At 38.2% G+C, this 25715-nt stretch carries 27 protein-coding genes; 14 read left to right on the top strand and 13 right to left on the bottom strand.

The annotated features are described in order from the left end of the window. Positions 1–11 precede the first annotated feature (11 nt). The 8 genes from ACQ86H_RS12445 to ACQ86H_RS12410 all read left to right on the top strand — a co-directional run bounded on the left by ACQ86H_RS12445 (position 12) and on the right by ACQ86H_RS12410 (position 9099). Entirely contained in the window at positions 12–908 is an 897-nt protein-coding gene (locus ACQ86H_RS12445; RefSeq protein ID WP_431295044.1) for a DUF72 domain-containing protein, read from the top strand. Positions 909–1090: 182 nt separating this feature from the next. After that, positions 1091–1804, top strand: a complete 714-nt coding sequence (locus ACQ86H_RS12440; protein ID WP_431295043.1) for a 3'-5' exonuclease — start codon at positions 1091–1093, stop codon at positions 1802–1804. Further along, positions 1804–3507, top strand: a complete 1704-nt coding sequence (locus ACQ86H_RS12435) for an ABC transporter ATP-binding protein (protein ID WP_431295042.1) — start codon at positions 1804–1806, stop codon at positions 3505–3507. The genes ACQ86H_RS12440 and ACQ86H_RS12435 overlap by 1 nt, the downstream gene beginning before the upstream one ends. Before the next feature lie 9 nt (positions 3508–3516). Further along, positions 3517–4557: a sialidase family protein gene (locus ACQ86H_RS12430; protein WP_138821643.1), complete on the top strand. Its 1041-nt coding sequence runs from the start codon at positions 3517–3519 to the stop codon at positions 4555–4557. Positions 4558–4829: 272 nt separating this feature from the next. Beyond that, positions 4830–6962 carry a ribonuclease R gene (gene rnr, locus ACQ86H_RS12425; protein ID WP_431295041.1) on the top strand — a complete coding sequence of 711 codons (2133 nt, stop codon included), beginning with the start codon at positions 4830–4832 and terminating at the stop codon, positions 6960–6962. Between the two features lie 47 nt (positions 6963–7009). Next, positions 7010–7405 (top strand): carboxypeptidase-like regulatory domain-containing protein, encoded by a 396-nt coding sequence (locus ACQ86H_RS12420; protein ID WP_431295040.1) that lies wholly within the window; start codon positions 7010–7012, stop codon positions 7403–7405. A gap of 104 nt (positions 7406–7509) precedes the next feature. After that, positions 7510–8121, top strand: a complete 612-nt coding sequence (locus ACQ86H_RS12415) for a hypothetical protein (RefSeq protein ID WP_431295039.1) — start codon at positions 7510–7512, stop codon at positions 8119–8121. Between the two features lie 3 nt (positions 8122–8124). Beyond that, positions 8125–9099, top strand: coding sequence for a polyprenyl synthetase family protein (locus ACQ86H_RS12410; RefSeq protein WP_138821646.1), 975 nt, complete (start codon positions 8125–8127; stop codon positions 9097–9099). A gap of 110 nt (positions 9100–9209) precedes the next feature. On the opposite strand, the gene ACQ86H_RS12405 is transcribed toward ACQ86H_RS12410, so the two are convergent. The 4 genes from ACQ86H_RS12405 to rplU form a co-directional block, all read right to left on the bottom strand. After that, complete coding sequence (locus tag ACQ86H_RS12405) at positions 9210–9377, bottom strand: hypothetical protein (RefSeq protein WP_431295038.1); 168 nt, start codon at positions 9375–9377, stop codon at positions 9210–9212. A gap of 63 nt (positions 9378–9440) precedes the next feature. Beyond that, positions 9441–10043, bottom strand: a complete 603-nt coding sequence (locus ACQ86H_RS12400) for a hypothetical protein (protein ID WP_431295037.1) — start codon at positions 10041–10043, stop codon at positions 9441–9443. A 590-nt stretch (positions 10044–10633) separates the two neighbouring features. Further along, on the bottom strand, positions 10634–11059 hold the full coding sequence (gene rpmA, locus ACQ86H_RS12395; RefSeq protein ID WP_431295036.1) for a 50S ribosomal protein L27: 426 nt from the start codon (positions 11057–11059) through the stop codon (positions 10634–10636). A 52-nt stretch (positions 11060–11111) separates the two neighbouring features. Then, positions 11112–11423 (bottom strand): 50S ribosomal protein L21, encoded by a 312-nt coding sequence (gene rplU / locus ACQ86H_RS12390; protein WP_025146774.1) that lies wholly within the window; start codon positions 11421–11423, stop codon positions 11112–11114. Between the two features lie 736 nt (positions 11424–12159). On the opposite strand from rplU, the gene ACQ86H_RS12385 reads away from it, so the two are divergent. From ACQ86H_RS12385 to ACQ86H_RS12375, 3 genes are read left to right on the top strand one after another with little or no spacing between them, the layout of a single operon-like run. Further along, on the top strand, positions 12160–12498 hold the full coding sequence (locus ACQ86H_RS12385; protein ID WP_431295035.1) for a hypothetical protein: 339 nt from the start codon (positions 12160–12162) through the stop codon (positions 12496–12498). 7 nt (positions 12499–12505) lie between these two features. Continuing rightward, the gene (locus ACQ86H_RS12380; RefSeq protein WP_431295034.1) at positions 12506–13117 is read left to right on the top strand and encodes a GLPGLI family protein; all 612 of its coding nucleotides are present in this window, start codon (positions 12506–12508) and stop codon (positions 13115–13117) included. Beyond that, the gene (locus ACQ86H_RS12375; RefSeq protein WP_431295033.1) at positions 13114–15774 is read left to right on the top strand and encodes a carboxypeptidase regulatory-like domain-containing protein; all 2661 of its coding nucleotides are present in this window, start codon (positions 13114–13116) and stop codon (positions 15772–15774) included. The genes ACQ86H_RS12380 and ACQ86H_RS12375 overlap by 4 nt, the downstream gene beginning before the upstream one ends. A gap of 252 nt (positions 15775–16026) precedes the next feature. Here the strand turns inward: ACQ86H_RS12375 and ACQ86H_RS12370 are convergent, their stop codons facing one another. The 6 genes from ACQ86H_RS12370 to ACQ86H_RS12345 form a co-directional block, all read right to left on the bottom strand. Beyond that, on the bottom strand, positions 16027–16239 hold the full coding sequence (locus ACQ86H_RS12370; RefSeq protein ID WP_431295032.1) for a hypothetical protein: 213 nt from the start codon (positions 16237–16239) through the stop codon (positions 16027–16029). Positions 16240–16244: 5 nt separating this feature from the next. Next, a complete protein-coding gene (locus ACQ86H_RS12365) occupies positions 16245–16940 on the bottom strand; it encodes a hypothetical protein (protein ID WP_431295031.1) in 696 nt (231 codons plus the stop codon). Next, positions 16933–17517, bottom strand: a complete 585-nt coding sequence (locus ACQ86H_RS12360) for a hypothetical protein (RefSeq protein ID WP_431295030.1) — start codon at positions 17515–17517, stop codon at positions 16933–16935. Before ACQ86H_RS12360 ends, ACQ86H_RS12365 begins: the two co-directional genes overlap by 8 nt. A 5-nt stretch (positions 17518–17522) precedes the next feature. Continuing rightward, entirely contained in the window at positions 17523–17885 is a 363-nt protein-coding gene (locus ACQ86H_RS12355; RefSeq protein WP_431295029.1) for a BlaI/MecI/CopY family transcriptional regulator, read from the bottom strand. A gap of 193 nt (positions 17886–18078) precedes the next feature. Next, a complete protein-coding gene (locus ACQ86H_RS12350; RefSeq protein WP_431295028.1) occupies positions 18079–18453 on the bottom strand; it encodes a hypothetical protein in 375 nt (124 codons plus the stop codon). Between the two features lie 229 nt (positions 18454–18682). Next, positions 18683–20065 (bottom strand): dicarboxylate/amino acid:cation symporter, encoded by a 1383-nt coding sequence (locus ACQ86H_RS12345; RefSeq protein ID WP_138821653.1) that lies wholly within the window; start codon positions 20063–20065, stop codon positions 18683–18685. Positions 20066–20220: 155 nt separating this feature from the next. Here ACQ86H_RS12345 and ACQ86H_RS12340 point away from each other — a divergent pair, with 155 nt between their 5' ends. The 3 genes from ACQ86H_RS12340 to ACQ86H_RS12330 are packed head-to-tail and all read left to right on the top strand — an operon-like array spanning position 20221 to position 21906. After that, positions 20221–20718 carry an RNA polymerase sigma factor gene (locus tag ACQ86H_RS12340; RefSeq protein WP_138821654.1) on the top strand — a complete coding sequence of 166 codons (498 nt, stop codon included), beginning with the start codon at positions 20221–20223 and terminating at the stop codon, positions 20716–20718. Next, positions 20705–21304 (top strand): hypothetical protein, encoded by a 600-nt coding sequence (locus ACQ86H_RS12335; protein ID WP_138821655.1) that lies wholly within the window; start codon positions 20705–20707, stop codon positions 21302–21304. Before ACQ86H_RS12340 ends, ACQ86H_RS12335 begins: the two co-directional genes overlap by 14 nt. Positions 21305–21339: 35 nt before the next feature. Next, on the top strand, positions 21340–21906 hold the full coding sequence (locus tag ACQ86H_RS12330) for a DUF922 domain-containing protein (protein WP_431295027.1): 567 nt from the start codon (positions 21340–21342) through the stop codon (positions 21904–21906). On the opposite strand, the gene ACQ86H_RS12325 is transcribed toward ACQ86H_RS12330, so the two are convergent. From ACQ86H_RS12325 to ACQ86H_RS12315, 3 genes are all read right to left on the bottom strand, one after another. Next, complete coding sequence (locus tag ACQ86H_RS12325) at positions 21895–22266, bottom strand: diacylglycerol kinase family protein (RefSeq protein ID WP_138821657.1); 372 nt, start codon at positions 22264–22266, stop codon at positions 21895–21897. The genes ACQ86H_RS12330 and ACQ86H_RS12325 overlap by 12 nt on opposite strands. A gap of 235 nt (positions 22267–22501) precedes the next feature. Continuing rightward, positions 22502–23098 carry a hypothetical protein gene (locus ACQ86H_RS12320; protein ID WP_138821658.1) on the bottom strand — a complete coding sequence of 199 codons (597 nt, stop codon included), beginning with the start codon at positions 23096–23098 and terminating at the stop codon, positions 22502–22504. A gap of 63 nt (positions 23099–23161) precedes the next feature. Beyond that, positions 23162–25072: a beta-N-acetylhexosaminidase gene (locus ACQ86H_RS12315; RefSeq protein WP_431295026.1), complete on the bottom strand. Its 1911-nt coding sequence runs from the start codon at positions 25070–25072 to the stop codon at positions 23162–23164. Positions 25073–25715: the final 643 nt, after the last annotated feature.

Genomic DNA, 25715 nt, shown 5'->3' with positions numbered 1-25715 from the left:
ATATTTTTAAAATGCAATTTGGTAAAGTAGACGACCCCTCGATTATAGATTATACCCTTCCGGCTGATGCTCCTGAAACAGCCTCAATTTTATCAGCAAATAAATCTAAACAATCCTTCAAAGCTTACGTGGGTTGTGCGAAATGGAATAAAGCCGATTTAAAAGGTTTTTATCCAAAAGGGACGAAGGATGAATTGACCTATTATTCTACCCAGTTTAATTCGATCGAATTGAATGCCACTTTTTACGGCATGCCAACCCGCGAGCAGGTAATTACGTGGACGCAAAAAACACCTGCAGATTTTAAATTTTTCCCGAAACTAACCAATACCATCAGTCACTTTAAAAGGTTAATCAATGTTAAGGAACCTGTAGAGCAATATTGTGATGCCATCAGTAATTTCGAAGATAAACTAGGAATGGCTTTTCTCCAATTACATGATAACTTTAAACCTAAGGATTTTGAAAGGTTAAAAATCGTGATCAACGAATTTCCAAAGGTAATTCCATTGGGTGTTGAAGTAAGGAATACGGAATGGTTTACGAACCCTGCTATCGCGAATGAATTCGCCAAACTTTTCGAAAATAATGGTATAACGAACATTATTGTCGATACTTCGGGCAGAAGAGACATGTTACACATGCGTTTAACTACGCCAACTGCTTTTGTACGTTTTGTAGGCGCCAATGATGATGAAATCGATAAAAAACGTTTAGATGACTGGATTGAAAGAATTGTGGACTGGAAAGCGCAAGGCTTACAGAACTTATATTTCTTTGTACACCAGAATGTAGAGCTATCATCACCTTTATTTTCTGCTTATTTTACAGAGAAACTAAATAAAGCAGTTGGAACCGATTTAAAAATCCCGGTAATGGCCAATCAGGCCTCACCTTCTTTATTTTAGCCGAATCAAAACCACACAGGTTTTTAAAACCTGCGAGGTTTAAAATACTACTAGCCGAGATTTGCAGCCTTGTCTGAATGAGCTGTGGATCTATAATCCAACGTAAAGATTAAAAATACCGATAAGCATGGCTATAATTATGAACAGAAAATTGTAAATTGTTAACTGAAAACTATCTATGTATGCTAAAGGCTTTAGATCTTAATCAGGTAATGGTTATCGATATCGAAACTGTGCCTCAATTTCCATCTTTTCAGGATGTACCCCCACATTTACAGGAACTTTGGGAACAAAAAACACATTACCAGCGAAGTTCTGACCAAAGTCCGGAAGAATTTTATGAAAAAGCAGGCATAATGGCCGAATTCGGTAAAATTATCTGCATGAGCCTGGGCATTTTCAGTATCCAGGGTAAATCCGCCTCATTGCGCATCAAATCTATTTTTGGCCATGATGAAAAAGAAATGCTGTTACAATTCTCCGCCTTATTGAGTAAACAAACGCCCACCTTAATGTTCTGTGCGCACAATGGAAAAGAATTCGATTTTCCTTATTTATGCCGACGGTTACTGGTTAATGGCATAGAAATCCCTGTTCAATTGCAGCTTTCGGGTAAAAAACCATGGGAAATAAACCACATCGATACGATGGAACTTTGGAAATTCGGCGATTACAAACATTTTACATCTTTAAACCTATTGGCTGCTGTTTTAGATATTCCTACACCAAAAGATGATATTAATGGTGCACAAGTGCGACAGGTTTATTATGAAGAAAGAAATCTCGATAGAATTGTTACCTATTGCCAGAAAGATGTAATTACTACTGCCCAGGTATTGTTAAAATTTAAAGGTATGGATATAATTCCGACAGAAAACATTACCATTGTAACCTGATGCTAAACGTAGAAAACCTAAATATCGACTTCTATAACCAGGAAGAAAAAACCTGGTTTAAAGCTGTAAAACAGATCAGTTTTAATGTAAAAAAAGGAACCGTTTTAGGTATTGTGGGGGAATCAGGCTCCGGAAAATCAGTTACTTCTTTTTCTATTATGCGCTTGCATGATGAACGTGCCACAAAAATTACCGGCGATATAGATTTTGAAAATATTAGTCTGCTCAATCTCAGCTCAAACGAAATCCGCCAGATCAGGGGAAACCAGATCTCGATGATTTTCCAGGAACCGATGACTTCCCTCAATCCGGTATTTACCTGTGGTGATCAGGTGGCAGAAGCCATTATGCTGCACAGAAAAGTGGATAAAGCCGAAGCAAAAAAACATACCATTGCGCTGTTCAACGAGGTACAACTCCCCCGTCCAGAGAAAATATTCGCTAGCTATCCGCATCAGATTTCCGGCGGACAAAAGCAGCGGGTAATGATTGCCATGGCCTTAAGCTGTGATCCCAAATTATTGATAGCAGATGAACCTACCACGGCACTAGATGTAACTGTTCAGAAAATAATTTTGCAGCTCCTGTTAAAACTCAAACAGGAACGAAATATGGCGATGATTTTCATTTCCCACGATTTAGGTGTGGTAAACGAAATTGCCGATGAAGTTGCTGTGATGTATAAGGGCGAAATCGTAGAGCAGGGTCCGGCAAAATCTATTTTCGAAAACCCGAAACATCCATATACCAAAGGTTTGCTCGCCTGTCGCCCTTCCCCTTACCTACAGTTAAAGAAATTACCTGTGGTGGCCGATTTCCTTACCGGAAAAATTGACGATGCCTCCGCACATTTGCAGGCTTCAAACCAGCTAACAACAGCCGAAATAACCTCGCGCAGGGAGAAACTTTACGCCCAAAAGCCTTTACTTCAAATTAAAGATCTCTGCACCTGGTACCCGATCCATAATGGCCTATTTGGTAAAACCACCGATTATGTTAAAGCCGTTGATCAATTGAATTTTGAAGTTTATCCAGGAGAAACTCTTGGACTGGTTGGCGAATCGGGCTGTGGTAAAACCACCTTGGGGCGCACCATTTTAAGATTAATCCAACCCACTTCTGGTCAGATTATTTTCTATGGAGAAAACATCACCCACATCGGCAAAACAGCCTTACGGAAGTTAAGAAAAGACATACAGATCATTTTTCAAGACCCTTATGCCTCTTTAAATCCAAAATTAAGTATCGGTCAATCGATTTTAGAGCCTTTACAGGTGCATAAATTATACCGTAACGATGGAGAGCGCAAACAAAAAGTACTAGAGTTGCTTGATAAAGTAGGCTTAAAAGCCGAGCATTACAGCCGTTATCCACACGAATTTAGCGGTGGTCAGCGGCAGCGGGTGGTAATTGCCAGGGCTTTGGCACTGCAACCTAAATTCATCATCTGCGATGAATCAGTATCTGCTTTAGATGTTTCGGTGCAGGCACAGGTTTTAAACCTGATCAAAGATCTTCAAGGCGAATTCGGACTCACCTATATTTTCATTTCACACGACCTGGCTGTAGTAAAACACATTTCAGACCGTATTTTGGTTATGAACAAGGGAAAAATTGAAGAAGAAGGTTTTCCAGAACAGATATTTTATGCGCCAAAAGCAGCTTATACCCAAAAACTGATCGAGGCTATACCAGGACACTAATAACAGAAAATGCTTAAAAATCTTTCAATTGTTTTTACACTTATTTTTCTTTCGTTAAACGTTTCAGCGCAAAAGGTAGAAATCATTCAGTTGACAACTATTTTTGAAAAGGCTCCATTCGAGGCCTGTCATGCCTCAACCCTGGTTGATTTGGACAAAGGAAAAATAATGGCAGCCTGGTTTGGCGGTAAACACGAAGGAAGTAAAGACGTTGCAATCTGGTCGTCAATAAAAACCGGAAAACAATGGAGTCACCCGATCGAAATCGCAAATGGGATAATAAACGATACCACCCGATTTGCCTGCTGGAATCCTGTTCTTTTTAAAACAAAAAATGGCACCTTATTTTTACATTATAAGGTCGGTGCTAATCCCAGAACGTGGTGGGCAGAATATAAAACATCTGATAACAACGGTAAAACATGGTCGAAAGCGCGGAAATTGCCTAAAGATTTTTTGGGGCCAATAAAAAACAAACCTATCCAATTACCCAATGGAACAATTCTTTATCCCTCAAGTACAGAAAGTTTAGATGAAAAAACATGGACCATTCATATTGAAAAATCAAATGCTGATGGTAAAAACTGGAAAAAAATTAATATTAACTGCGATACTTTTGGTGTAATCCAACCTTCTATTCTAACTTATCCAAACGGGAGGTTACAGTTATTATGCAGAAGCAGGCAGAATGTTATTGTAGAAAGCTGGTCAGAAGATAATGGAGAAACCTGGTCAAAACTTAACGCTACTCAATTGCCTAATCCAAATTCGGGTAGCGATGCCGTAACCCTAGAAGATGGCCGGCAATTACTTATTTACAATCCGTTAACAGCAGGCAAAAACTGGTGGGAAGGACGTTCTATCTTAAAATTGGCCATCTCCACAGATGGTAAAAACTGGCAAGACATCTATACCTTAGAAAACCACGATAAAGGTGAATACAGTTACCCTGCTATTATTCAGGATAGAACGGGTAACATCCATTTGAGTTATACCTCCGAAAGGAAGAAAATCACTTATGCGGAGATCAGGCTAGTCCGTAGTCCGTAGAATGGAAAGGTGGATTGAAAGAAGGTTCAACCTACAAAATATTATTTATTTGGTCCATGGCTCATAGTCGATAGTCAAATAGCTATTCACCCTAACCCACCCAGTCCCTTAACCATTACTATGAACCGTAAGCTGGTTGGCAATTTGCTTTACTAATGGACCAATGGGAAATGAACTATTGAACGATAAACCATCATCCATTTTACATATTATTCCCTACATTTTCCATCCTGAGCATCTTTTCTGTATCTTCGGTAAATTCAGTTTAGCGTATGGCAAAGAAAAAATCGGCAAATATAAAATTGGTTCTGAATCAATTGGTTAGTGATGTTTTTGAAAAAAACAATAATCAGCTGCTTAATTACAAGCAGGTTTCGGCCAAATTAAATTTGAACGATCAGGAATCAAGAGAAACCATTCTTGAGATCTTAAAAGAAGGGAAAAGTGCAGGAATTTTCTTAGAACCAGAAAAAGGTAAATTTAAACTAAAAGAACTGCAGAACTTTATTATCGGTACGGTTGATATGACTGCCGATGGATCAGCATACATCGTTCCGGAAGATGAATTCGAGAAGGATATTTTTGTAGCTCCCCGAAAACTTAAAAATGCTTTACACGGCGATACCGTGAAGGCTTATGTTTTCGCGAAGAAAAGCGGTCGTAAAAACGATGGCGAAGTTATCGAAATCATTAAGAGGGCAAAATCAGATTTCACAGGAGTAATCAAAATATCAGATCGCTTTGCATTCGTAATTGCCGACGATAAAAAAATGATGCACGATATTTTTGTGCCATTGGCCGATACACACGAAGCCAAAAATGGTCAGCGCGTATTGGTAACCCTATCCGATTGGCCTGAAAGTGCCAAAAATCCGATTGGTATTGTTAAGCATGTCCTGGGTAACCAGGGCGAGAACAATACCGAAATGAATGCCATTTTAGCGCAATATGGCTTTCCTTTGGAGTTTCCTCCTCAGGTAGAACGCGAAGCAAATGCGATCCCTGAAGAAATTTCGGCTGCCGAAATTGCCAAACGTAAAGATTTTAGAAAGGTGTTAACTTTTACCATCGATCCGGCAGATGCCAAAGATTTTGATGATGCCATTTCATACCAGAAATTACCCAATGGAAATTATGAAATCGGTGTACACATTGCCGATGTTTCGCATTATGTAATCCAGGGAACAGAATTAGACAAAGAAGCTTACAGTCGTGCTACTTCAGTTTATCTGGTCGATCGCGTAATCCCGATGTTGCCTGAACGTTTAAGTAATGGCGTTTGTTCATTGCGTCCAAATGAAGATAAGTTGTGTTTTGCTGCTGTTTTTGAACTGGATGAGCAAGCCAATATCCAAAATGAATGGTATGGTCGTACAGTAATCCACTCGGATCGGAGATTCAGTTATGAAGAAGCCCAGGAAGTAATTGAAAGTAAAAGCGGCGATTATGCAACTGAAATACAAAAACTGAATGAGCTGGCCTATATCCTTCGCGACCGTAAATTTAAAAATGGTGCCATTAGCTTTGAAAGCACCGAAGTTAAATTTAAGCTTGATGATTCGGGCAAACCAATTGGTGTTTATGTAAAAGAGCGTAAAGATGCCCATAAACTGATTGAAGATTACATGCTTCTGGCCAACCGTAAAGTTGCCGAATTTATCGCGAAGAAAACTAAAGGAAAAGATAAACTGACCTTTGTTTATCGAGTGCACGATTCGCCAAATATGGAAACCTTGAATACTTTCGCCACATTTGCTTCGCGCTTCGGTTATAAAATCAACACCAAATCGGATAAGGAAATTGCCAAATCATTAAACAATTTAATGGCCGATGTTGAGGGCAAAAAAGAACAAAATATACTCACATCACTCGCCATCAGGTCAATGGCAAAAGCAATTTATTCAACTAAAAAAACCAGTCATTACGGCCTGGCTTTCGAATATTACACCCACTTTACCTCTCCTATCCGCCGTTATCCGGACGTGATGGCACATAGGCTTTTACAAACTTATTTAGACGGTGGAAAATCGGCAGACATGGAGTTTTACGAAGTAGCCTGCGTACATTCTTCGGCTATGGAGAAGAGAGCCGCCGATGCGGAACGAGCCTCTATTAAATATAAACAAGCCGAATACTTAGAAAACAATATCGGTACGGAGTACAAAGGGATTATTTCAGGCGTTACCGAATGGGGCATGTATGTAGAAATTGAAGAGAATAAATGTGAAGGTATGATTCGTTTAAGGGATATATCAGATGATTTTTATGTACTTGATGAGAAAAACTACTGCATTGTAGGCCAACGCAAAAAGAAAAAATACCAACTTGGAGATGAAGTGATGATCAGGGTAAAAAAAGTTGATCTCTCTAAACGTCAAATCGATTTCACCCTGATTCCTGACTAAATTTTAATGAAGATCAAGTTTTGTTTTAACATTATACTTTTTGGTTGTTGCCCAATTTATTATTGGCTCAAACGATAAAGGGAAAAATTACTGATGAATTATCTAACGACGGAGTAGCCTATGTAACCGTTCAAGCCGACGCAAAACATAAAACCATCAGTAATGAAAACGGGGAATTTGAACTTGCCGTAAGCTCGCTGCCTTGTGATTTAACGATTTCACATATCAGTTATCAACCCATAAAAATTAAAGCAAACGATATCATTTTAAATCTAAAATTAAAAGCTATTGTACAAAACCTCGAAGAAGTTGTTGTAGGTAATCATGCACTTTCGTTAATGAAAAGTGCTTATACAAAAGCCATAAAAATTGTTGATGAATCTTACTACGCCAAAGCTTTTTTCGCCAGATTGCTTATGAAGCTGACCGGCCAGTCTATTTAAACGAAATATTTTTTAATGCAGATTGGAAAAACTACTCACTTATAAAGTGGTTACCTACCGAAAGCAGGTATCTAAAAAATGACAGCCATGTTTCTTATTCAAACTTGAGTTTTTCGGTATTTGCCCTATCTGGTTATCTATCCAATAGTTATTATGCGAAACCATTATCCTCCAAGTTAGATTCGCTATATACTTTCAAAATTAAAAGCACATTTAAATCTGGCGATGATGAAATTGCAATAATCAGTTGTAAATTAAAAGTTAAATATGAAAAGGCATATTTTGAAGGGGATTATTATTTAAATACTGAAACCTATAACGTTTTAAAAATCGATGGTACCATAAAAAATTTCGGTTTAACAAGTAAAGGTGTATTAGGGGCAAAACTAAAAGAGGCAAATTTAATTTCACAATACTCCCTTAACAGCGAGAATAAAAGCATTTTGGATTTTTCAGTGCTGACATTAAAAAGTAGAATGGCGGTACTCGGCTTAGGTACAAAAAACCTCGAACTATATAGTACTTTATATGTGATGGATTATAGCAATACTTATAATAAAGATTTAAAACAAATCCAAAATAAAACCAATGATGTAAAAACGACACAAAATATGGTTTATAATGCCGATTTTTGGAGATCGAATCCTACTATTAAAAGAACTGCAAAAGAAGAGGAGGCCATAAAAATTTTAGAGGAGGCCTCAACAATAAATTAGTCAATGCATACTACAGAACAATTACAGCAAATTTTATATACTGCAATACAAAATTTAAGACTTCCGGATCACCCTAAACAGCTTTACGATCCGATTACTTATATTATTAACCTGGGTGGAAAACGGGTAAGACCGCTTTTGGTACTTATGGCTACCGAATTGTTTGGCGGGGATGCAAACCAATCAGTTCATGCAGCCATGGCCATTGAGATTTTCCATAATTTTACCTTGGTGCATGATGATATTATGGATAATGCGCCATTGCGCAGAGGCCAGGCTACCGTACACGAAAAATGGAGCACTAACGTGGCTATTTTAAGTGGCGATGTAATGATGGTAGAAGCCAATAAAAACCTGGCCAAAGTAAATCCGATCTTCCTTAAAGATGCATTGGACACTTTTAATGCTACTGCACAGGGTGTTTGCGAGGGCCAGCAGCTAGATATGGAATTTGAAGGACGTGGTGACGTAAGCATCGACGAATACATCAACATGATCAGGCTAAAAACGGCTGTATTATTAGGGGGTGCATTAAAATTGGGGGCTATTATTGCTGGCGCTTCAGAAAAAGATGCTGACCTGATTTATCAGTTTGGTGAAAATATTGGAATTGCATTTCAGTTACAGGATGATATTTTAGATGTTTATGCTGATCCGGAAAAATTTGGTAAGCAGGTTGGTGGTGATATTATTGCCAATAAGAAAACCTTTTTATTGTTAAAAGCTTTTGAATTGGCAGAAGGCGAAACCCGTGCTTCATTAGATACCTGGACCTCATATAAAGAATTTAACGCACAAGAAAAAGTAGATACCGTTCGTCAGGTATACGATACTTTAGATATTCAGGATATTGCAAAAGAACACATGAACCATTACCGAGATAAAGCTTTGGCTTTATTTGCGCAGATTAGTGTGAGTGAAGAAAGAAAATCAAACCTCTTAACACTTACTGATCAGTTAATGGCAAGAGAGCATTAATTAAGGTATTCGTCATTTCGAGCGAAGAGCAACTAAGCCGAGAAATCTATATCTAAATATCTCTCCATTTCGCTGCGCTTCAGTCAAGATGACGTACTTCCTATATTTCCTTAAGCTTTCACCAATTTATATTTAATCCAAAAATCAGCTGATTTGCCACCTTGCATTGGTCTTTGGCCGCCACCCATTTTTCCTCCGCCACCCATACCGCCACGGCCACTTCTGCCCATGCCACCACCTCCCATTCCTCCTCTACCTCCACCTCCAGATCTTCCCACACTTCTGTTTCCTCCTTCAGGAGTACCTTCTCTTTTGAAACCGGATTTACCAGGTTCATTTATTTAAATATTGTAAACAAGTGGTTTTTTAAGATCCAGACCGACCTGTAGTTGCGCCAATGGAATGCTCAGTTCATAAATCAGATCTCTGTTTGGATGAATGCTCATTCCCGTTTCAATACCATCTTGATTTATTGCTGGCAATTCACCATCAGGAATATTTTTAAATCCTGCAACCCTAATACTTTTATTCATCATCACCTGATCATGCATCTCTTTATCAGGAGGTAAAGCAGTATGCTCATGATGCTCTTCTCCTTCTTTCTGCATTGGTGGTCTTTCCATCAGCGGAAAAGTTAACTTCATCCCATCCTTCTTTTTTCCTGCTGTATTAATATTTAAAGTAATACCACCTCTTAACACACTAAAAGTAGTCTGAGGATCTAATGATTCTATAATGATATACAAATTTTTATCGTCGTTAGCCAAGGCAAAGGCTAGTTTGGTAGCATCGTTGTATTGGTTAAGAGGCTCGTTCCATTCGTTTGCCACACCATCGGCCTTAAATGGCTTTACCATGCGGATATTTTCTTCTACCTCCTGCCCATACAATAACCGGCCGGAAATAAGCGATAAAATTAATAAGGATATTTTCTTCAGATTCATTTGGACTAATTTTTAAATTAATACCCAAATCTAGTGGTTGGAAATGTTAATTTTTGTTATTTAACAGGGTTTAACATGTTAGTCCTGAGTCGGCAGTCTGGAGTCCGAAGTCTAATGATCGATTTTCCTAGATGTGCCATCCTGAGGCGGAATTATTATATAAAAATTAATATAAATGAAATAAAAGCTTAAGTATATAGCTTCCTCAAGCCATCGTCATTTCAGGCGGAGTGCAACGCAGTCAAGAACCACAGAGTGCCCAGCGAAGCTAAATCTGTCTAGATAGATCTCTACATTTCGCTGCGCTATAATGGAGATGACGATCATTCTATTGGAGTCGATCAACCGAACCCCTCAATATGTCACCCTGAGCGGAGTCGAAGGGCCGGTAGATAGCTTGGACGTTGACAACAATTAACCGCTTTAAATAATTAAGCAATTTTCAGATTATGACCATTAAGAAATTAAGAAAAATTAAGATTTAAGCGATTGCTGTAAACATTATGGCTATCAACCATGGAGTAATGAACCCAACCAACAAAAAAAGTCCCGATTTGCATCGGGACTCTCCTTTATAACTTTGATACTAATTATTCTGCAGGTGCAGCTTCTTCAGTAGTTTCGTCTTTTTTAGCTGCTTTTTTAGCAGGTGCTTTTTTAGCAACCGGAGCTGCTTCAACTTCTTCAGCTACAACTTCTTTCTCTGCAACCGCTTTTTTAGCAACTGGTGCTTTCGCTACTGCTGCTTCGATTTCAGCTTCAGTGATAGGAAGGATAGAAACATAAGATTTGTTATCTTGTTTCTTTCTGAAAATTACGGTACCATCAACTAAAGCAAATAAAGTGTGGTCTCTACCAATACCAACACCTTTATCAGGATGGTGTTTTGTTCCACGTTGACGTACTAAAATGTTTCCAGCGATAGCTAATTGCCCACCGAAAATTTTAATACCTAAACGCTTACTATGCGATTCACGTCCGTTTTTCGAACTACCGGCTCCTTTTTTGTGTGCCATGATTTTATATTTTGTAACTCGCTAAAAAGCGAATTATTGGGTTAACAATTAATTATAGAGTGATATCAGAGATCTGAATCTTAGTGAAAAACTGACGGTGACCATTTTTCTTTTTGTAACCTTTTCTACGTTTTTTGTGGAAAATAATTACTTTGTCACCTTTTAAATGAGATACGATCTTAGCTGAAACTTTAGCACCTTTAACTGCAGGAGCACCTACAGTAATTGCACCACCGTTGTCAACCAACAATACATTATCAAATTCAATACTAGCGCCTTCATCTCCTTGTAATCTGTGTACAAAAAGGTGCTGGTCTTTAGCAACTTTAAATTGCTGCCCTGCTATATTTACTATTGCGTACATTGTTTAAATATTAGTTTTTTAATTTTTATTTAACGAGGTGCAAATATAGAACAAATTCAATTAACACACAAATAGATATCGAAAATATTTTTCTTTGACATTATACAGGATCAGGATTAGGAAGATTTAAGGATTTCAAGATCGATTTGATGACTATATTAATTGCACTTTTCGAAAATCATAGTTCAATAATTCCCAGACTAAGCCCACCCTATTGCCTATTGCAGCGAGCACTTATATTGGAGCGCAGAGCCAGTGCAAAACAACTAAGTTTCTTCCCGTTTTACGCTTATACGCTTCGCTTCCTCGTACCTCGTTGCGGCAGGGTAACACTTCAACCGGGGCTATTGGACCAAAACAGCACTTCATTTCCGGGGTTTCAGTCTGCAGGAACCCTTGTACCTAAACCTGATTGGAGCGAACACGAAGTGCAACGGAGTAAAGCGTAAAGCAGGACTGAAGACAGCCAAAAACCACAAGCCGCTCATTTCCAACCCGTAAAAATATTTGTCCTGTACTATTCAAGCTTCATATTGGTCCTTCAACTCCGCTCAGATGGCATATCGAAAAGAATTATGTGTCTATGTATCTTCGCGAATAAAATACGTTACCCTCCCATTACCTATCATCCCATTCTACCTCTTCCATCTCCTTTTCGTTAAAAAATGTTAAATCAATTTGTTATTACGAATATTTCGTAGATTTACGAAAATTAAATAAACCTAAATCCAATATTATGAAACGAATTTTAACTACCTGTTTGGCTACGGCCATTTTACTTTCAGCCAAAGCCCAGGAACCAGATAAAGCACTGGCCAGGGTGCGTTATACTTTTACCCATGTGAGAGATACCACCGAAAGAGATAAACCTAAAGTGGAGAACATGCTATTGGTTACTGGTAAAAATGCTTCGGTTTTTACCAGTTACGATAAGCTGAACCAAACACTAAACATGCAAAAGCAGATACAGGAACAGATTAAGAACCAAGCGGGTAACGGCAACTTAAAAATTGAAGTTAAAAAGCGAAACGAAAGTCCCCCTTACCCAGGAAGACTATTTCTTTTTTGCGAATGAGCATAAAATGATTACTAAAGAGCGCCTGTTTAATAATTACCTGATTGAAGAACCCGCTACAGCAATTGACTGGAAGATATTAAAAGATACAATGAGCTTTTCTGGGGTTGCCTGCCAAAAAGCAACTGCGCATTTTAAAGGCCGCAACTGGACAGCCTGGTTTGCGACCGAAATTCCGTTTCAAAGTGGCCCGTGGAAATTAAATGGCTTACCTGGTTTAATCATAGAAGCTTACGACGATAAAAAAGACGTAAAATTTGAATTTGCCGGACTTGAATATGTAAAAGATACGGATGCTACATCAAACTCTGATGGCGAAGTTAAAATAGCAGCACAGAGCGGCGGTATAGGTGCGGTAAAAATTGTAGGCATAGATGTGAGCACAAGCTACCTCGGACCCGAAATTAAGTTACCAACTGATGCCATAAAAACTACCCGCAAGGAGCTGGATAAGCTTAAAGCTGCACGGGATAAGGACCCTCAAGGTTTTATGCAGGCACAAATGGCCGCAAGTGGTATGCAAGGTTCGTTCAAAACCAACCAGGCACCACGCCAGACCAGTACAACAGTAGCTAAGGATGAAGTTAATAACCCGGTTGAAATTGAAGACAAAAAATGAGAAAGCTCGTTTTAACTTGCTGGCTTCTGCTGGCAGCTTTTTCAGTTTTTGCCCAAAAACCGATTAAAGGTTCCGTTAAAGATACCGATGGAAAAGGTATAGAATCTGTTAACGTAATTTTAAAGGATCCTGAGGGAAATGTAATCAATTTTACAAGAACTAATCGCAATGGTGAATTTAGCATCTTAATAAAAAACGATCAGATTAATAACTATAAAATAGAGGCCTCGAGCATTGGGTATAAAAAACTGAGCACGGTGATTACAGACGTGAACAAAAGTTACGACCTCGTTTTGCAGAACAACGAAACAGCCTTAGAAACTGTAACGGTAAAAAACCGTCCGTCTCTAACGGCAAGAGGTGATACCTTAAATTACAAGCCATCTGATTTCGCCGATAAACAGGACAGAAGCATTGGTGACGTACTTAAAAAAATGCCAGGGATAGAAGTCGCTGAAGATGGAAAAATCAGTTATAACGGAAAATCCATTTCCAGCCTTTATGTAGACGGTGATAACCTTTTGGATGATAAGTATAATATTGGCACCAAAAGTATTCCACAGGACGCGGTAGATAAGGTACAGGTGATCCAGAATGATCAGCCGATTAAAATGATGCGTAAAAACAACATGAGCGATGATGTAGCACTTAATCTGGTGCTTAAAGACGAAGCCAAGCTTAAAGTAATGGGTGATGCCACTGTTGGCGCGGGTATGCCAGCGCGTTTTGATGAAAACCTGACGGCCATGCTTTTTAATAAAAAGCTCAAATTTATCAATAACATAAAAGGTAATAACATTGGCAATGACCCGGGTATTGATCTTACCTCGCACAACCTGTCTGATTACTTAAAAAAGCTGGATAATGACAGACCAGGCGACCTGCTTTCTACTGGAGCCGCGGGAGTGCCCTCCTTGCCACAAAGCAGGTACCTTTTTAATAAGGCAGGATTACTGAACTTAAATAATCTATACAAGTTTAACCAGGATCTGCAGTTAAGGGCAAACCTTTCGTACCTGTACGATCAGCGCAATCAGCAGTACAATAAATTTTCACAGACCTATCTTTCAGACCAGACCATCAGCTATTCAGAATCGCAGAACAATGCTATTAATCCACAAAAATTAAGGACGCAATTTAACCTGAACGGAAATGCAGAAAAATACTACCTGAACAATAATTTTGTACTCGATTATGCGCCTTTTAAAACTTCTTCGGGTTTTGTAATCAATAACGTGGCGGCTAATCAGGTACTGCGGCAGGAAACACTAGATATTTCGAACGAGTTCAATTACCGTAAAAAGCTAAAGTCAGAAGATATAATTAACATGTACTCCTATTTAAACCGCACTACACAGCCAGAAAACTTAAACATAACACCGGGTCTTAATGCTGATATTTTAAACAATGGTAACAGTTATCTTGGTTTAAGCCAGTATATCAAAATACCAACCTGGTACACCAATAACTATGCTTCTTTTGCTTTTGTAAACAAACATTTCGTTCAAATGTATAAGGCAGGTTTTAATGTGCAGCAGCAAAAGCTCAATTCGGAACTTTACCGCACACAGAACAACCAGCAAACCGAACTCGTATCTGGCAATACCGTAAATGATCTAGATTGGCTAAAAACCAAGATATATACCGATGCCACCTACGAATTTACCAACGATAAATTAAAAGCTGGATTAAGCTTGCCTTTAAGTTATAATCTGATTAAATACAGTGATGACATCAATCAATTGGATAAGCGCCTGAATAAATTGTTTCTAAACCCTTCTCTGAATATCAAATATCAAACCAGCGTTGAAAATTATGTGACAGCAAATTATAGCTTCCGAAACGATTTAGGAGGAATAGATGATGTTTACCGGGGCACAGTATTAAAAAACTATCGGTCTCTTTTTGCCAATAATGCCCCCATTTCGGAATCTAAAACTCATAACGTTGGCGCAGGGTTTAATTTCAGAAAAGCTATGCAGATGTTATTTGTAAATTTAACTGCTAATTACAGTGATGCCCAACTGAACACCATTTCTTCGTACAGTTTAAGTAATAACATCCAGCAAAGGGTGGTACTGCCATTGAGCAACCACATCCGCACCCTATTTTTTAATGCAAATGCCAGCAAATACCTTTTTGTGCTGAAAAGCACAGTAAGTGGAGGTATTAGTTTTTCACAGAGCCAATATGATCAATTACAAAACAACGAACTTTTTGCATTTAATGCACAAACCATTTCTTACAAACTTGGAATAGAAGCAAAACTCACCAACTTTATCAATTGGTCTTACCTGGCAAATTTTTCGGTTACCGATAATAAAGCTAAAGTGGCCGACGCCATCAAAACGAATTTTCAGCAGCTCAGGCAGCAGTCTACCCTGGCCATTACCACTTTCAGAAATGTATACATAAATCTATCGGCCGAACATTTATTTACACATCAATCTACACAACCCAATTTAAAGTATCTTTTTGCGGATATGAATATCAAATACAAGTACCTGAAAATGAAAACAGATTTTGAATTTGGCGTTACCAACCTGGCTAATATCAAAAGCTTTAATGCGGTTTACCTTTCAGCAAATTCACTTACCACGGGAACATATTATATTCCGGGTAGGGTAGCGATGTTAAAGGCGACTTTTAGTTTTTAAGTACCGGGATCGTCATCTCGACTGAAGCGCAGCGGAATGGAGAGATCTTTTAAAGACGCTTTAAGCCAAGGTTAAAGATTTCTCCACTGCGTCTAAAGACGATTTTACTAAATTCAAATCATCTAATAGTCATCTCCTGTAGCGCAGTCCCAAACCTTCAGGAGAGATAGCTATAGTTGATTTAGTTTCGGTGATCAATTGCGGCTCCCGGCTACGCTGTGCTCCGCTTGAAATGACGGCAACTGCGGGAAATTACGGTTTTGTTGTAATCTGAATAGTCTGATTATTTCTATCAATTTTCATATCAGAAACTTTATTCAGGTTCAGTTTGTCCAGTTCTTCTTTTGTAATCTTATTTCCATTCAGAAAATACGATGTACTTTCTGCAATCATTATTCCATTGGCATCTGGCTGATTTCCATCTTTTGCATCAGAGATTGTTGCGGTTGATTTTATGGTATACATATAGCCTACCCCTTTTTTCCTGGCATCGGCAGTTCTTGCAGGTCTCCACCATGTTTAGTTAAAACTTTTACCTCGATATTTTTATGATCCGATTTTACCGTATCTGTAAAGTTAAAGTGCTGCACAAAAGTTTTTCCTTTAAAATCACCGTCCGTTTTAAAGCTCATGATCTTCACTTTCTTACCTAAGCCTTTTAACATATCCTCAACCGATCTTCTCGAAGAATCTACTCCATTGGTTATGCTTTTGATAATGAAAGTCATTTTGTTAACCGTGTCCGGTTCTTTCAGCGTACCGATCGATATTTTCTTTTTTGCTTTTGGTTTTAAAACCGCTTTGGTTTTTTCCTGCATTTCGGGTACCTTTTCTGGTAAAACCTCATTCACCATTTTACTTAAAGGTGCAAAATGTTTTTTAACCTCCTTTTTGTCGATGGTAAATGCCAGGGTAACGCAAAGCAATATCGGCAATACAAATAAATACCGTGTTAAATTCACCTTCGATGAACGTTTGGCGTTCATCATTTTAATCCGTTTCTTAAGATCAGACAGGTTAAAATTATTAACAATAGCTACTGATGGCTGTAAAGTACCCACATCTAATAAACTGTACTGGTAGGCTTTTTTATCGATTCCTTTTTTTAAGATCTTAGCATCTGTAATAAATTCGATGTTTTCGCGTACAGCTTTTTCATCAGCCAAACACCAGGATTAAACCAATAAAAACCACGCAAATTTCGGCCAGGATAATATCTACCGTATGCCACTCTTCTACATGCACTTTTTCGTGCTCGAGGATATTATTTAAATCCTGCCTTTTATGCAGTCTGGGGTTAATATAAATGGTTTGCCAAAAACTAAAGGGACTCACCTGATCATTCAATATCCTCACCTTATAATCAGCCAGGCGATCGGGCGAAGAATTTTTATGCATTTTGTAAAGCGAGATAAACTGGATCAATAACCTTAAGGCCATTACTAGCACGCCCACATAAAAAAGCAAGGTTAATACCTGCCAGAATACCGAAACAGCATCTTGCTGCACCAGTTGACTTACTTGTTGATTTAATCGGGGTACAAAGGCCGGAACTGCTTTCCGGTCAGCAAAAAATTCGGTGAGGTTAATAAATGGGTAAGCTGAAGAAAACAGAATCCCAAACAGCAGAAACATCCTGTTGATGGAGTAGAAAGTTAACCTCCGCAACACCAGGTAGTAGGTGGCCGAAAACAAAATCAGCACCAGATTAATCTTTAGGAGAATGATAAAGAAATGTGGCATGGCATTTACTTTTCAGGGTTTTCAATCAAATTTATAATCTCCTTAAGCTCTTCGGCACTGATTTTTTTATCTTTTGCGAAAAAAGCAACCAGTTCCTTATACGAACTTTGAAAATAACTATTTACGAAACCGCTCATAAAGCGCTTTTTATACTCTGTTTCTTTAACCTTGGCACTATAGCGATTGGCATTGGCAAAACGTTCGCTTACCAGATAACCCTTGCGTTCCAGATTCTTAACTGTTGATGCCAGGGTGGTATAGGGTGGCTTAGGCTCGGGCAGCATGTCCATAAAATCTTTGATAAAACCTTTTCCAATCTGCCAAACAGCCAGCATCGCTTCTTCTTCCTGCAAAGTTAATTTTTCCATACTTACGAATATATCGTAAATATACGAAAAGATCCTAAATAAAAAATTAGCAAACTGTTTAATTGTTAAACCGGTTAACTGATGCCAAACGTCCAGCTCTAAACTAAATACCATTCGACTCCGCTCAGGGTGACAAATCGAGGGGAATCGATTGGATTGACTCCAAACGCGAAACTCTTAACTCCAAACTCACTTATTTTCCGCTTCTTTTTTCGGCCTCCAGTAAGGTTTGATCAATAACTTTGCGCATCTGTACTGCTGCATCTAATAATTTGGGATTGCCATCAAAATCGCCATAAATCACTACATGCTTTGTTTTTTCTTTGTATTTAAACAGCAAATCGTAGCGTGGTACTTTGCTTGATTTTTCGCTTTTCTTACCAATAGTATCCGGAAAATTCCAAAGTCCAATTTCATTGGCTTTGCCATGCATGTAAAGAATATCGTCATTCTTTAAAAAGATTTTCTTCTTAATTACAGAATCGGCACCATTAACATACTGGTAATCGCCAGTTGCAGAATTGTAATGGTTCTCTAAGGAATCTTTTATCCCCCATTTATATTCCATTGAGACAAAATCGTTTTTTCTAAAGGGGGCATTCTGAATGATTGGTTTGTAATAGATGTAACAATAAATGATCATCGGCACGATGATGGTAATGGCTAAAAATATTTTTTTCCTCTGCTTGACACTTTTTGTATTATTAATTGAATGAATGAATTTTGAATGATTGAATCAGAGCGTTATTGAATGAGTGAATAATTGAATATTAAAAACAGACTCAGAACTGATGACTCTAGACTTCCGACTCTTTAAGTTCCCCTTCCCACTTACTTACAACAGCGGTTGCAATACTGTTACCCACTACATTGGTTGCTGAACGGCCCATATCCAATAAAGGATCGATACCGATTAATAAGGCTAAACCTGCTTCGGGAATATTGAAACTGGCAATGGTTCCGGCAATAACTACCAGCGATGCTCTTGGCACACCAGCAATCCCTTTACTAGTTAACATCAGGATTAACAACATCGAAATTTGCTGCTCAAAACCTAAATGAATACCATAGGCCTGCGCGATAAACAGAGAAGCAAAAGTCATATACATCATTGAACCATCCAGGTTAAATGAATAACCCAATGGTAAAACGAAACTTACAATTTTATCCTTACAACCAAAACGCTCTAAAAGCATCATGGTTTTTGGATAAGCGGCTTCGCTACTTGCGGTACTGAAAGCCAGAATGGCTGGTTCCTTCATATCGTTTACTAAGCGGAATATGCGTTTTTTCAGCACCAAAAAGCCTAAAAAGATCAACACGCACCATAAAATCCCCAATCCGAGGTAAAACTCGCCAATGAATATGGCATAAGTATTCAAAACATTAAGTCCTTGCTTAGCTATGATTGCCGTCATGGCACCAAAAACGGCCAATGGTGCAAAATTCATCACATAACCGGTCATTTTTAAGATCACATGTGCAATGGCATCAAAAGTTTTAATTACCACCTGGCCTAAATCACCAATTGCGGCCGTTGCCACACCAAAAAACAATGAAAATACCACAATCTGTAAAATTTCATTATTCGCCATTGATTCGGCAATACTTTTCGGGAAAACATGGGCAATAAAATCTTTAACGCTCATGGCGGCTTTCTGGATGCCTGTATTCACCAAATGATCGGGTAATGATAATTTCATGTGCCTTCCAGGCTCGAATAGGTTCACCAGAATCATCCCCAGTACCAGCGACATTAACGACATGGCTAGAAACCAGCCCAATGTTTTACCGCCAATACGACCGACCGCTTTAATGTCGCCAACTTTAGCTACGCCAACAACCAGCGTGGTGAATACCAATGGGGCTACAATCATTTTAATCAGACGGAGAAAAATATCGCTCAAGAGCGTAAAATATTCTAACTTTTTCTCCCTAATGTCTTCATTTTCTTTTTTAATTTTGGAATTGGCCTTTTTTTCAGCCTTTAGCTGTGTGTAAGCAACACTTGTCGTATCGGTCGATTTTGCAATGTTTACTTCTATACTTTTAACCTTTGCATCCGCATTCAGGATATTCTGATTATAAACATTGATGGAATTTACGTTTAAAATATACCCCAATGCAATCCCTGCAATCAGCGCTATAAAAATAAAAAGCGTGAGTTTGTTTTTCTTCATGAATAAAAAAGTTTGTGGCAACTTAATTCGGTAAAACTACGATATTTACCGCTTGTAACAAATTTTGATACAGAGCATTAAAAATATATTATTTTCGCTTCCTCGTGTAACAAAAAAAGTGAACCAACATCTAAAACGCAACGATAAACCTCTAAATGGAACAAAAAGACAAGTTATTTAAGCAGATCTTCGACTCGAATTCCAAAAAAATATTCCATTTATGTTATGGTTATACCGGCGATACTGACGCCGCAAATGATCTTTTGCAGGAAACTTTTTTGAAGGTTTGGCAAAATCTGGATAAATTCAGAAACAAATCTTTAATATCTACCTGGATTTATAGAATTGCCGTAAATACCTGTCTTACTTATTTACGCTCAGAAAAACGTCAGGCAAAAGATGAATTGACAGATAATATAATTGAGAATAAAATTGAAGAATTTTCTGAGAAAAATGAACAGGTTGCCCTGCTTTATACCTGCATTTCTAAACTCGAAGAAAATGACCGTTTAATTATTACCATGGTTTTAGATGAGTTACCATATCATGAAATTGCCGATATCTCAGGTATAAGCGAAGGCAATTTGAGGGTAAAAATTCACCGCATTAAACAAAAATTAACAGAACTATATAACCAGTATGCAAGCGTTTGATCAAATACAGGAATTGTGGCAAAAGCACGAGGTAGAAGTTAAAGTTTCTGCTGATGAAATGTTACAACAAGCGAAGAAAGAAGTAAATGGCCTAAAGCTAAAATCTGCTTTGAACATTTTAGGCATGCTGGCATCCTTTATTGCCATTGCTGCATTATGGATATTTTTTCACTTCGAATCGTGGACAACCCATGTAGGTATCAGTATTACGATTGTTGTTATTGGTGTATATACACTCATTCTATATCGCGATCACCGTTTGATTGCTAAAAATGATGCTACTGCTCATCCGCACGAATACCTGAATAATTTAAAAACATATCAATTAAACCGGTATAAACTTTACAATTCGCTATATTGGTTTTACGCTATTGCATTATCATTGGGAATTATATTTTATTTCATTGAAATTTTAACCTATTTGAGCATGGCTCAAAAAGTAGCTGCAATTGTATTAACTTTTTCATGGATACTATTTTGCTCAACTATATTGCGAAAGGCTGTAATTAAACGCGAAAAAGAACGAATTTCACTGCTGATTGAGAAATTCGAAAGGATTAGCGGACAGATTTCTACCCACGAATAATTTAGGCACGGTTTTTTCATTGTAAAAATCAACACATGAAAAAACTGATTATCCCCTTATTATTTTTGCTGGTTTTACCCTGCACTTTTGCTTTTAAACAAGACCTTAATCAACCGGTACAACTGGATTGGGAAACCCATTTCAAAGGAAAAGCAGATATGCGCTCGCGATTTTTTGCTTTAACTGCCATGACCTGGAAATACAGCTATGAGAGCACGGTTTACCGTAACAGAGTAGTAATTAAGCTTAAAAACGATGTCAGTATTGATAAAACCAGATCGTGGGTAAAATGGGATAAAATTAAAGACCCTGAAATTAGTGCCAGTCTTTTACACCATGAGCAAGGACATGCTGATATTCAATATATTTTACTTTTAGAAGCCGAAAGGGTATTGAAAAACAGAAACTATTCTGTAAACAACTATAAAGCTCAAATATCTGAGCTTGCCAATCAGATCAGCAATTATTTTGATACCATGCAACGTAACTATGATGAAGAGACTGAGCACGGCAGTAACCATAAAATGCAGGCCCGGTGGGATGAGATTATTCAAGAGAAGATTGAGGAGTCTAGGACTGCTATGGCTGAGCTACAAAAATAGTTTCGGAACAAAAACTATAAAACCAACAGCTATCGCCAGGAATGCAGAAACCAAAACTGCAGCAGCCGCCAAATCTTTTACTATTTTAATTTTCGGATGATAATCAGGCGAAACCAAATCCGCCAGTTTTTCGATAGCTGAATTAAGGATCTCAGCCACAAAAACCGCAGAAATAACCGATAAAATCGCAATCCATTCTAAACCTGAAATTTTAAGATAAAAAGACAACGCAATGGCAACTATTGTGGCAAATAAATGAACACGACCATTATGTTCGGTCATAAAAAAGAGTTTTAACCCATTAAATGCATATTTAAAGCTCTTTATGCGATCGATAATTGAAAATTTCTGGTTGTTCATTGTTTTAAATTTAAACTAATCGCAATAAAGATGGCCGTCATCTCGACTGAAGCGCAGCGGAACGGAGAGATCTGCCTAGATAGATTTCTCGACTGCGTTGCACTCCGCTCGAAATGACGGACTATTGAAATGGAAGTGTTACTCCGCCATATGCTCTACGCTTAGCGCCATAAGCCTTTCAGCTTTGGTCTTTAGTCTTAAACCTTCTACCTTAAAACCTTCCACCTTCTGTACTCTACTTCACCTCACCTGCCGAAAAACTATTGCCACTTAACTTATATTGCAGTGTTCTGTTAATCGTTTTAGTGCTATCTGCTATATCTTTTACAGGAAAAGAGCGGAAAAGATCACCGTTTTTGATGAAAAATTTATCGTTGCCTGCATAACCTTTTTTCTGGTTTGTGCTTAAAGATGGGAAACTGATTTTATTGAAATCTCCACCCGCATATTCGAACACATTTAAATCTAAAATATTCTTTTTGCTTAACAACTGGATATATAGCTCAGGATTTCCATCATTGTCAAGATCCATGTTCCAGGCATCGGTAATAATGCCTTTACGATCAACAGCTGCTGAACGGTAATTATTACGGATTGAATCAGACATTAAGATCTGGTACCCACCAATAGAGTCTACTCCTTTTCCCCAGCTTACAATTTCGAAATTTAACCCTGGTTTTACTTCTATATCTTTATAAAAGCGGAAGGGATTCTTTTCTACTTTGACCGTTTCTGTTTTAATTTCTTTAGGTTTTTCTTCGGTGCATGCAAAACAAAACAGCACCCCTGTCATTAACAAAAGGTGCTGCAATGTGTATTTTTGTAGTTTCATTCTATTTGGGTTCATTTTGGTTGCCCCCAAATTAAGTATTTTAGCCTATCAAAGCAATAAATTTTATTTCTTCGCTTCCGCTTTAACTTCGGGTGCTCCGTTGTTTAAAACCGTTTCGGTAACTACGCTTCTTCTACCGCTTGGGGCAATTACAATGGTTTTTAATACCCTCTTCTCACCTTGCGGAATGTTAATTTTAATTGGCGATGTATATAAAAATGCATTTTCGGATGGGCGGGATAAATCAATCGAATAATAAATTTTAGCTCCTGCAACTGGTGCTTTTAAATCAATGGTAAAATCGCCACCGGTTAAAGCTTTATCACTTTGACCTATCGGTGTAGGTACCCAGTAGTTAACATTCATTTTATCTAAGCGGGCCAAATGTGCTGGCAAACGCACTTCGCTAAAATTTTTCAAATCTTTACGTTCAACCGGTGACCAGGCAATCTCTGATAAAGCCAATATCCTCGGGAAAGCATGATTTTCTGCTTTTTCAGGGGTTTTAATATACTCTGTCCACATATTTGCCTGTACACCTTTAATGTATTTCCTTTCGTCGGCCGTTAATACCTTCGGAATCGGATCATAAGCATATATTTTTTGATAAGGTGCAAAACCACCTATGGTAACCGGCTCATCAGGAGAATTAGATTGTTTATGATCAATATACAAACCCATCGATCCCGGGGTCATAATTACGTCGTGTTTTTGTTGTGCAGCTGCAATTCCACCATCTTCACCTCTCCAGCTCATTACTGTTGCATTTGGCGCTAAACCACCTTCTAAAATCTCGTCCCAGCCAATAATCGAACGTCCTTTGCTATTTACATGTTTTTCAATTGTCTGGATAAAATAACTCTGTAATTCGTGTTCATCCTTCAAACCTTTCTCTTTCATTAAAGACTGGCAAAACGGTGATTCTTTCCAATAGGTTTTTGGCGCTTCATCACCACCAATATGGATGTATTTTGAAGGGAAAATAGCAATTACCTCATCCAGAATATTGTTCAGGAAAGTAAAAGTATTTTCTGAGGGCACAAAAATATCATCAAAAACGCCCCAGGTTTGTTGTACCTGTTTCCCTTTTCTGCTTCCGGCCCATGGTGTTTTATCGCTGATAAAAGTATCGCGGCCAGGGAAACAGCTTAATTCCGGATAAGCTGCAATTGCTGCCGATGCATGTCCTGGCAATTCAATTTCGGGTATTACGGTAATGTACTTAGCAGCGGCATATTTAACAATATCTTTGGCTTCTTCCTGCGTATAGTAACCTTTAACCGGGGTAAGGTAATTGCCATTACCCGGGTAATTACCGATTATGGTACCGTTACGGGAAGAACCAATCTCAATTAGTTTTGGATATTTTTTTATCTCCAGTCTCCAGCCCTGATCATCAGTTAAATGCCAGTGAAAAGTATTGATTTTATAATAAGCCAACTGATCGATGTACTTTTTGATAAAAGAAATCGGGAAGAAATGACGGCTTACATCCAGCATCGTTCCACGGTAGGCAAAACGAGGATAATCGTTGATATTAACAGCAGGGATGGTAATTTTATCGGCAATTTTATCCGGCATCATCTGCATAACCGATTGGACGGCATAAAACAGGCCTGCACCTTTTCCTGCTAAAACAACTTGTTTTGGTGTAACTTTAATGGTATAACCTTCGGCAGGTAATTGATCTGCTCCAGCAGATGTTAAAATGATAGCCCTTTGGTTAGGTTGGGTTATTTTAGTCTCTCTTAGGGCAAAACCCGCCTCGGTAACGATAAAAGCGTTTAATAAATCAGCCATCTTTGCGCCGTCGATGCTTTGATTGACTAAAACTGTGGTTTTATCTAATACGAAATTTCCGTTGGCCCTGGTAATGGCTACCGGTGCAGGTATAATACCCAGATTAGGATCACCCTGCGCAAATGCAGCCGTACTGATTAATACTCCAATAAAAACCGATAATGCTTTGTTCATTTTTTGTGTAGATTTTATGACTTAAACTAATATTTGAACCAAGATAGAGATTATGGAGATATTACAAATCCCACATTCTTGTTACAATAGGAATCAAACGTTTGACTGCACCGCATAATGCAGATAAATCTAAACAATATTTATTAAAACGTTTTTCCAATGTTTCTGATAAGCTATGATAATGGAAGCCTTAGTCTTTTTTTTGGAAATCGGGTACAGCAGCGTTTTGGTTCAGGTAGTCCCGCTCCCGCTTCTGCCAATTTGAAGGAAATTGGCATCCCGCTCAGATCGGGTTTAGGTGGCAAGGCAGGTTAAACTATTTAGGGTTGCAGTTGCAGAAGAAACCATAGGCACTATGTTATTAAACCCAAACAGTTGCAGAAAACTGTGTATTTAAACCTGATTGAAATGGCATTTTTTGTCACCCTGAGCGTAATCGAAGGGCAAAAAATATAATGAAAAGCAGGACGAACAATAAAAAGAACTCCTGTACTTGTTTTCTAAAAAATGGAGGTTTTATAAAATAAGATTTGCTTTAACAGATCTCCCGACTACGTTTCACCCGATGACTATCGGGTTCGCTCAAGATGACGATTGGCGTGATTGAGATGATGACCATATATAAAAAAAGAGAAACCATTGC

The sequence above is a fragment of the Pedobacter sp. P26 genome (genome assembly GCF_050632135.1).
Lineage (GTDB): Bacteria > Bacteroidota > Bacteroidia > Sphingobacteriales > Sphingobacteriaceae > Pedobacter.
This window is presented reverse-complemented; position numbering and strand designations above follow the sequence as displayed.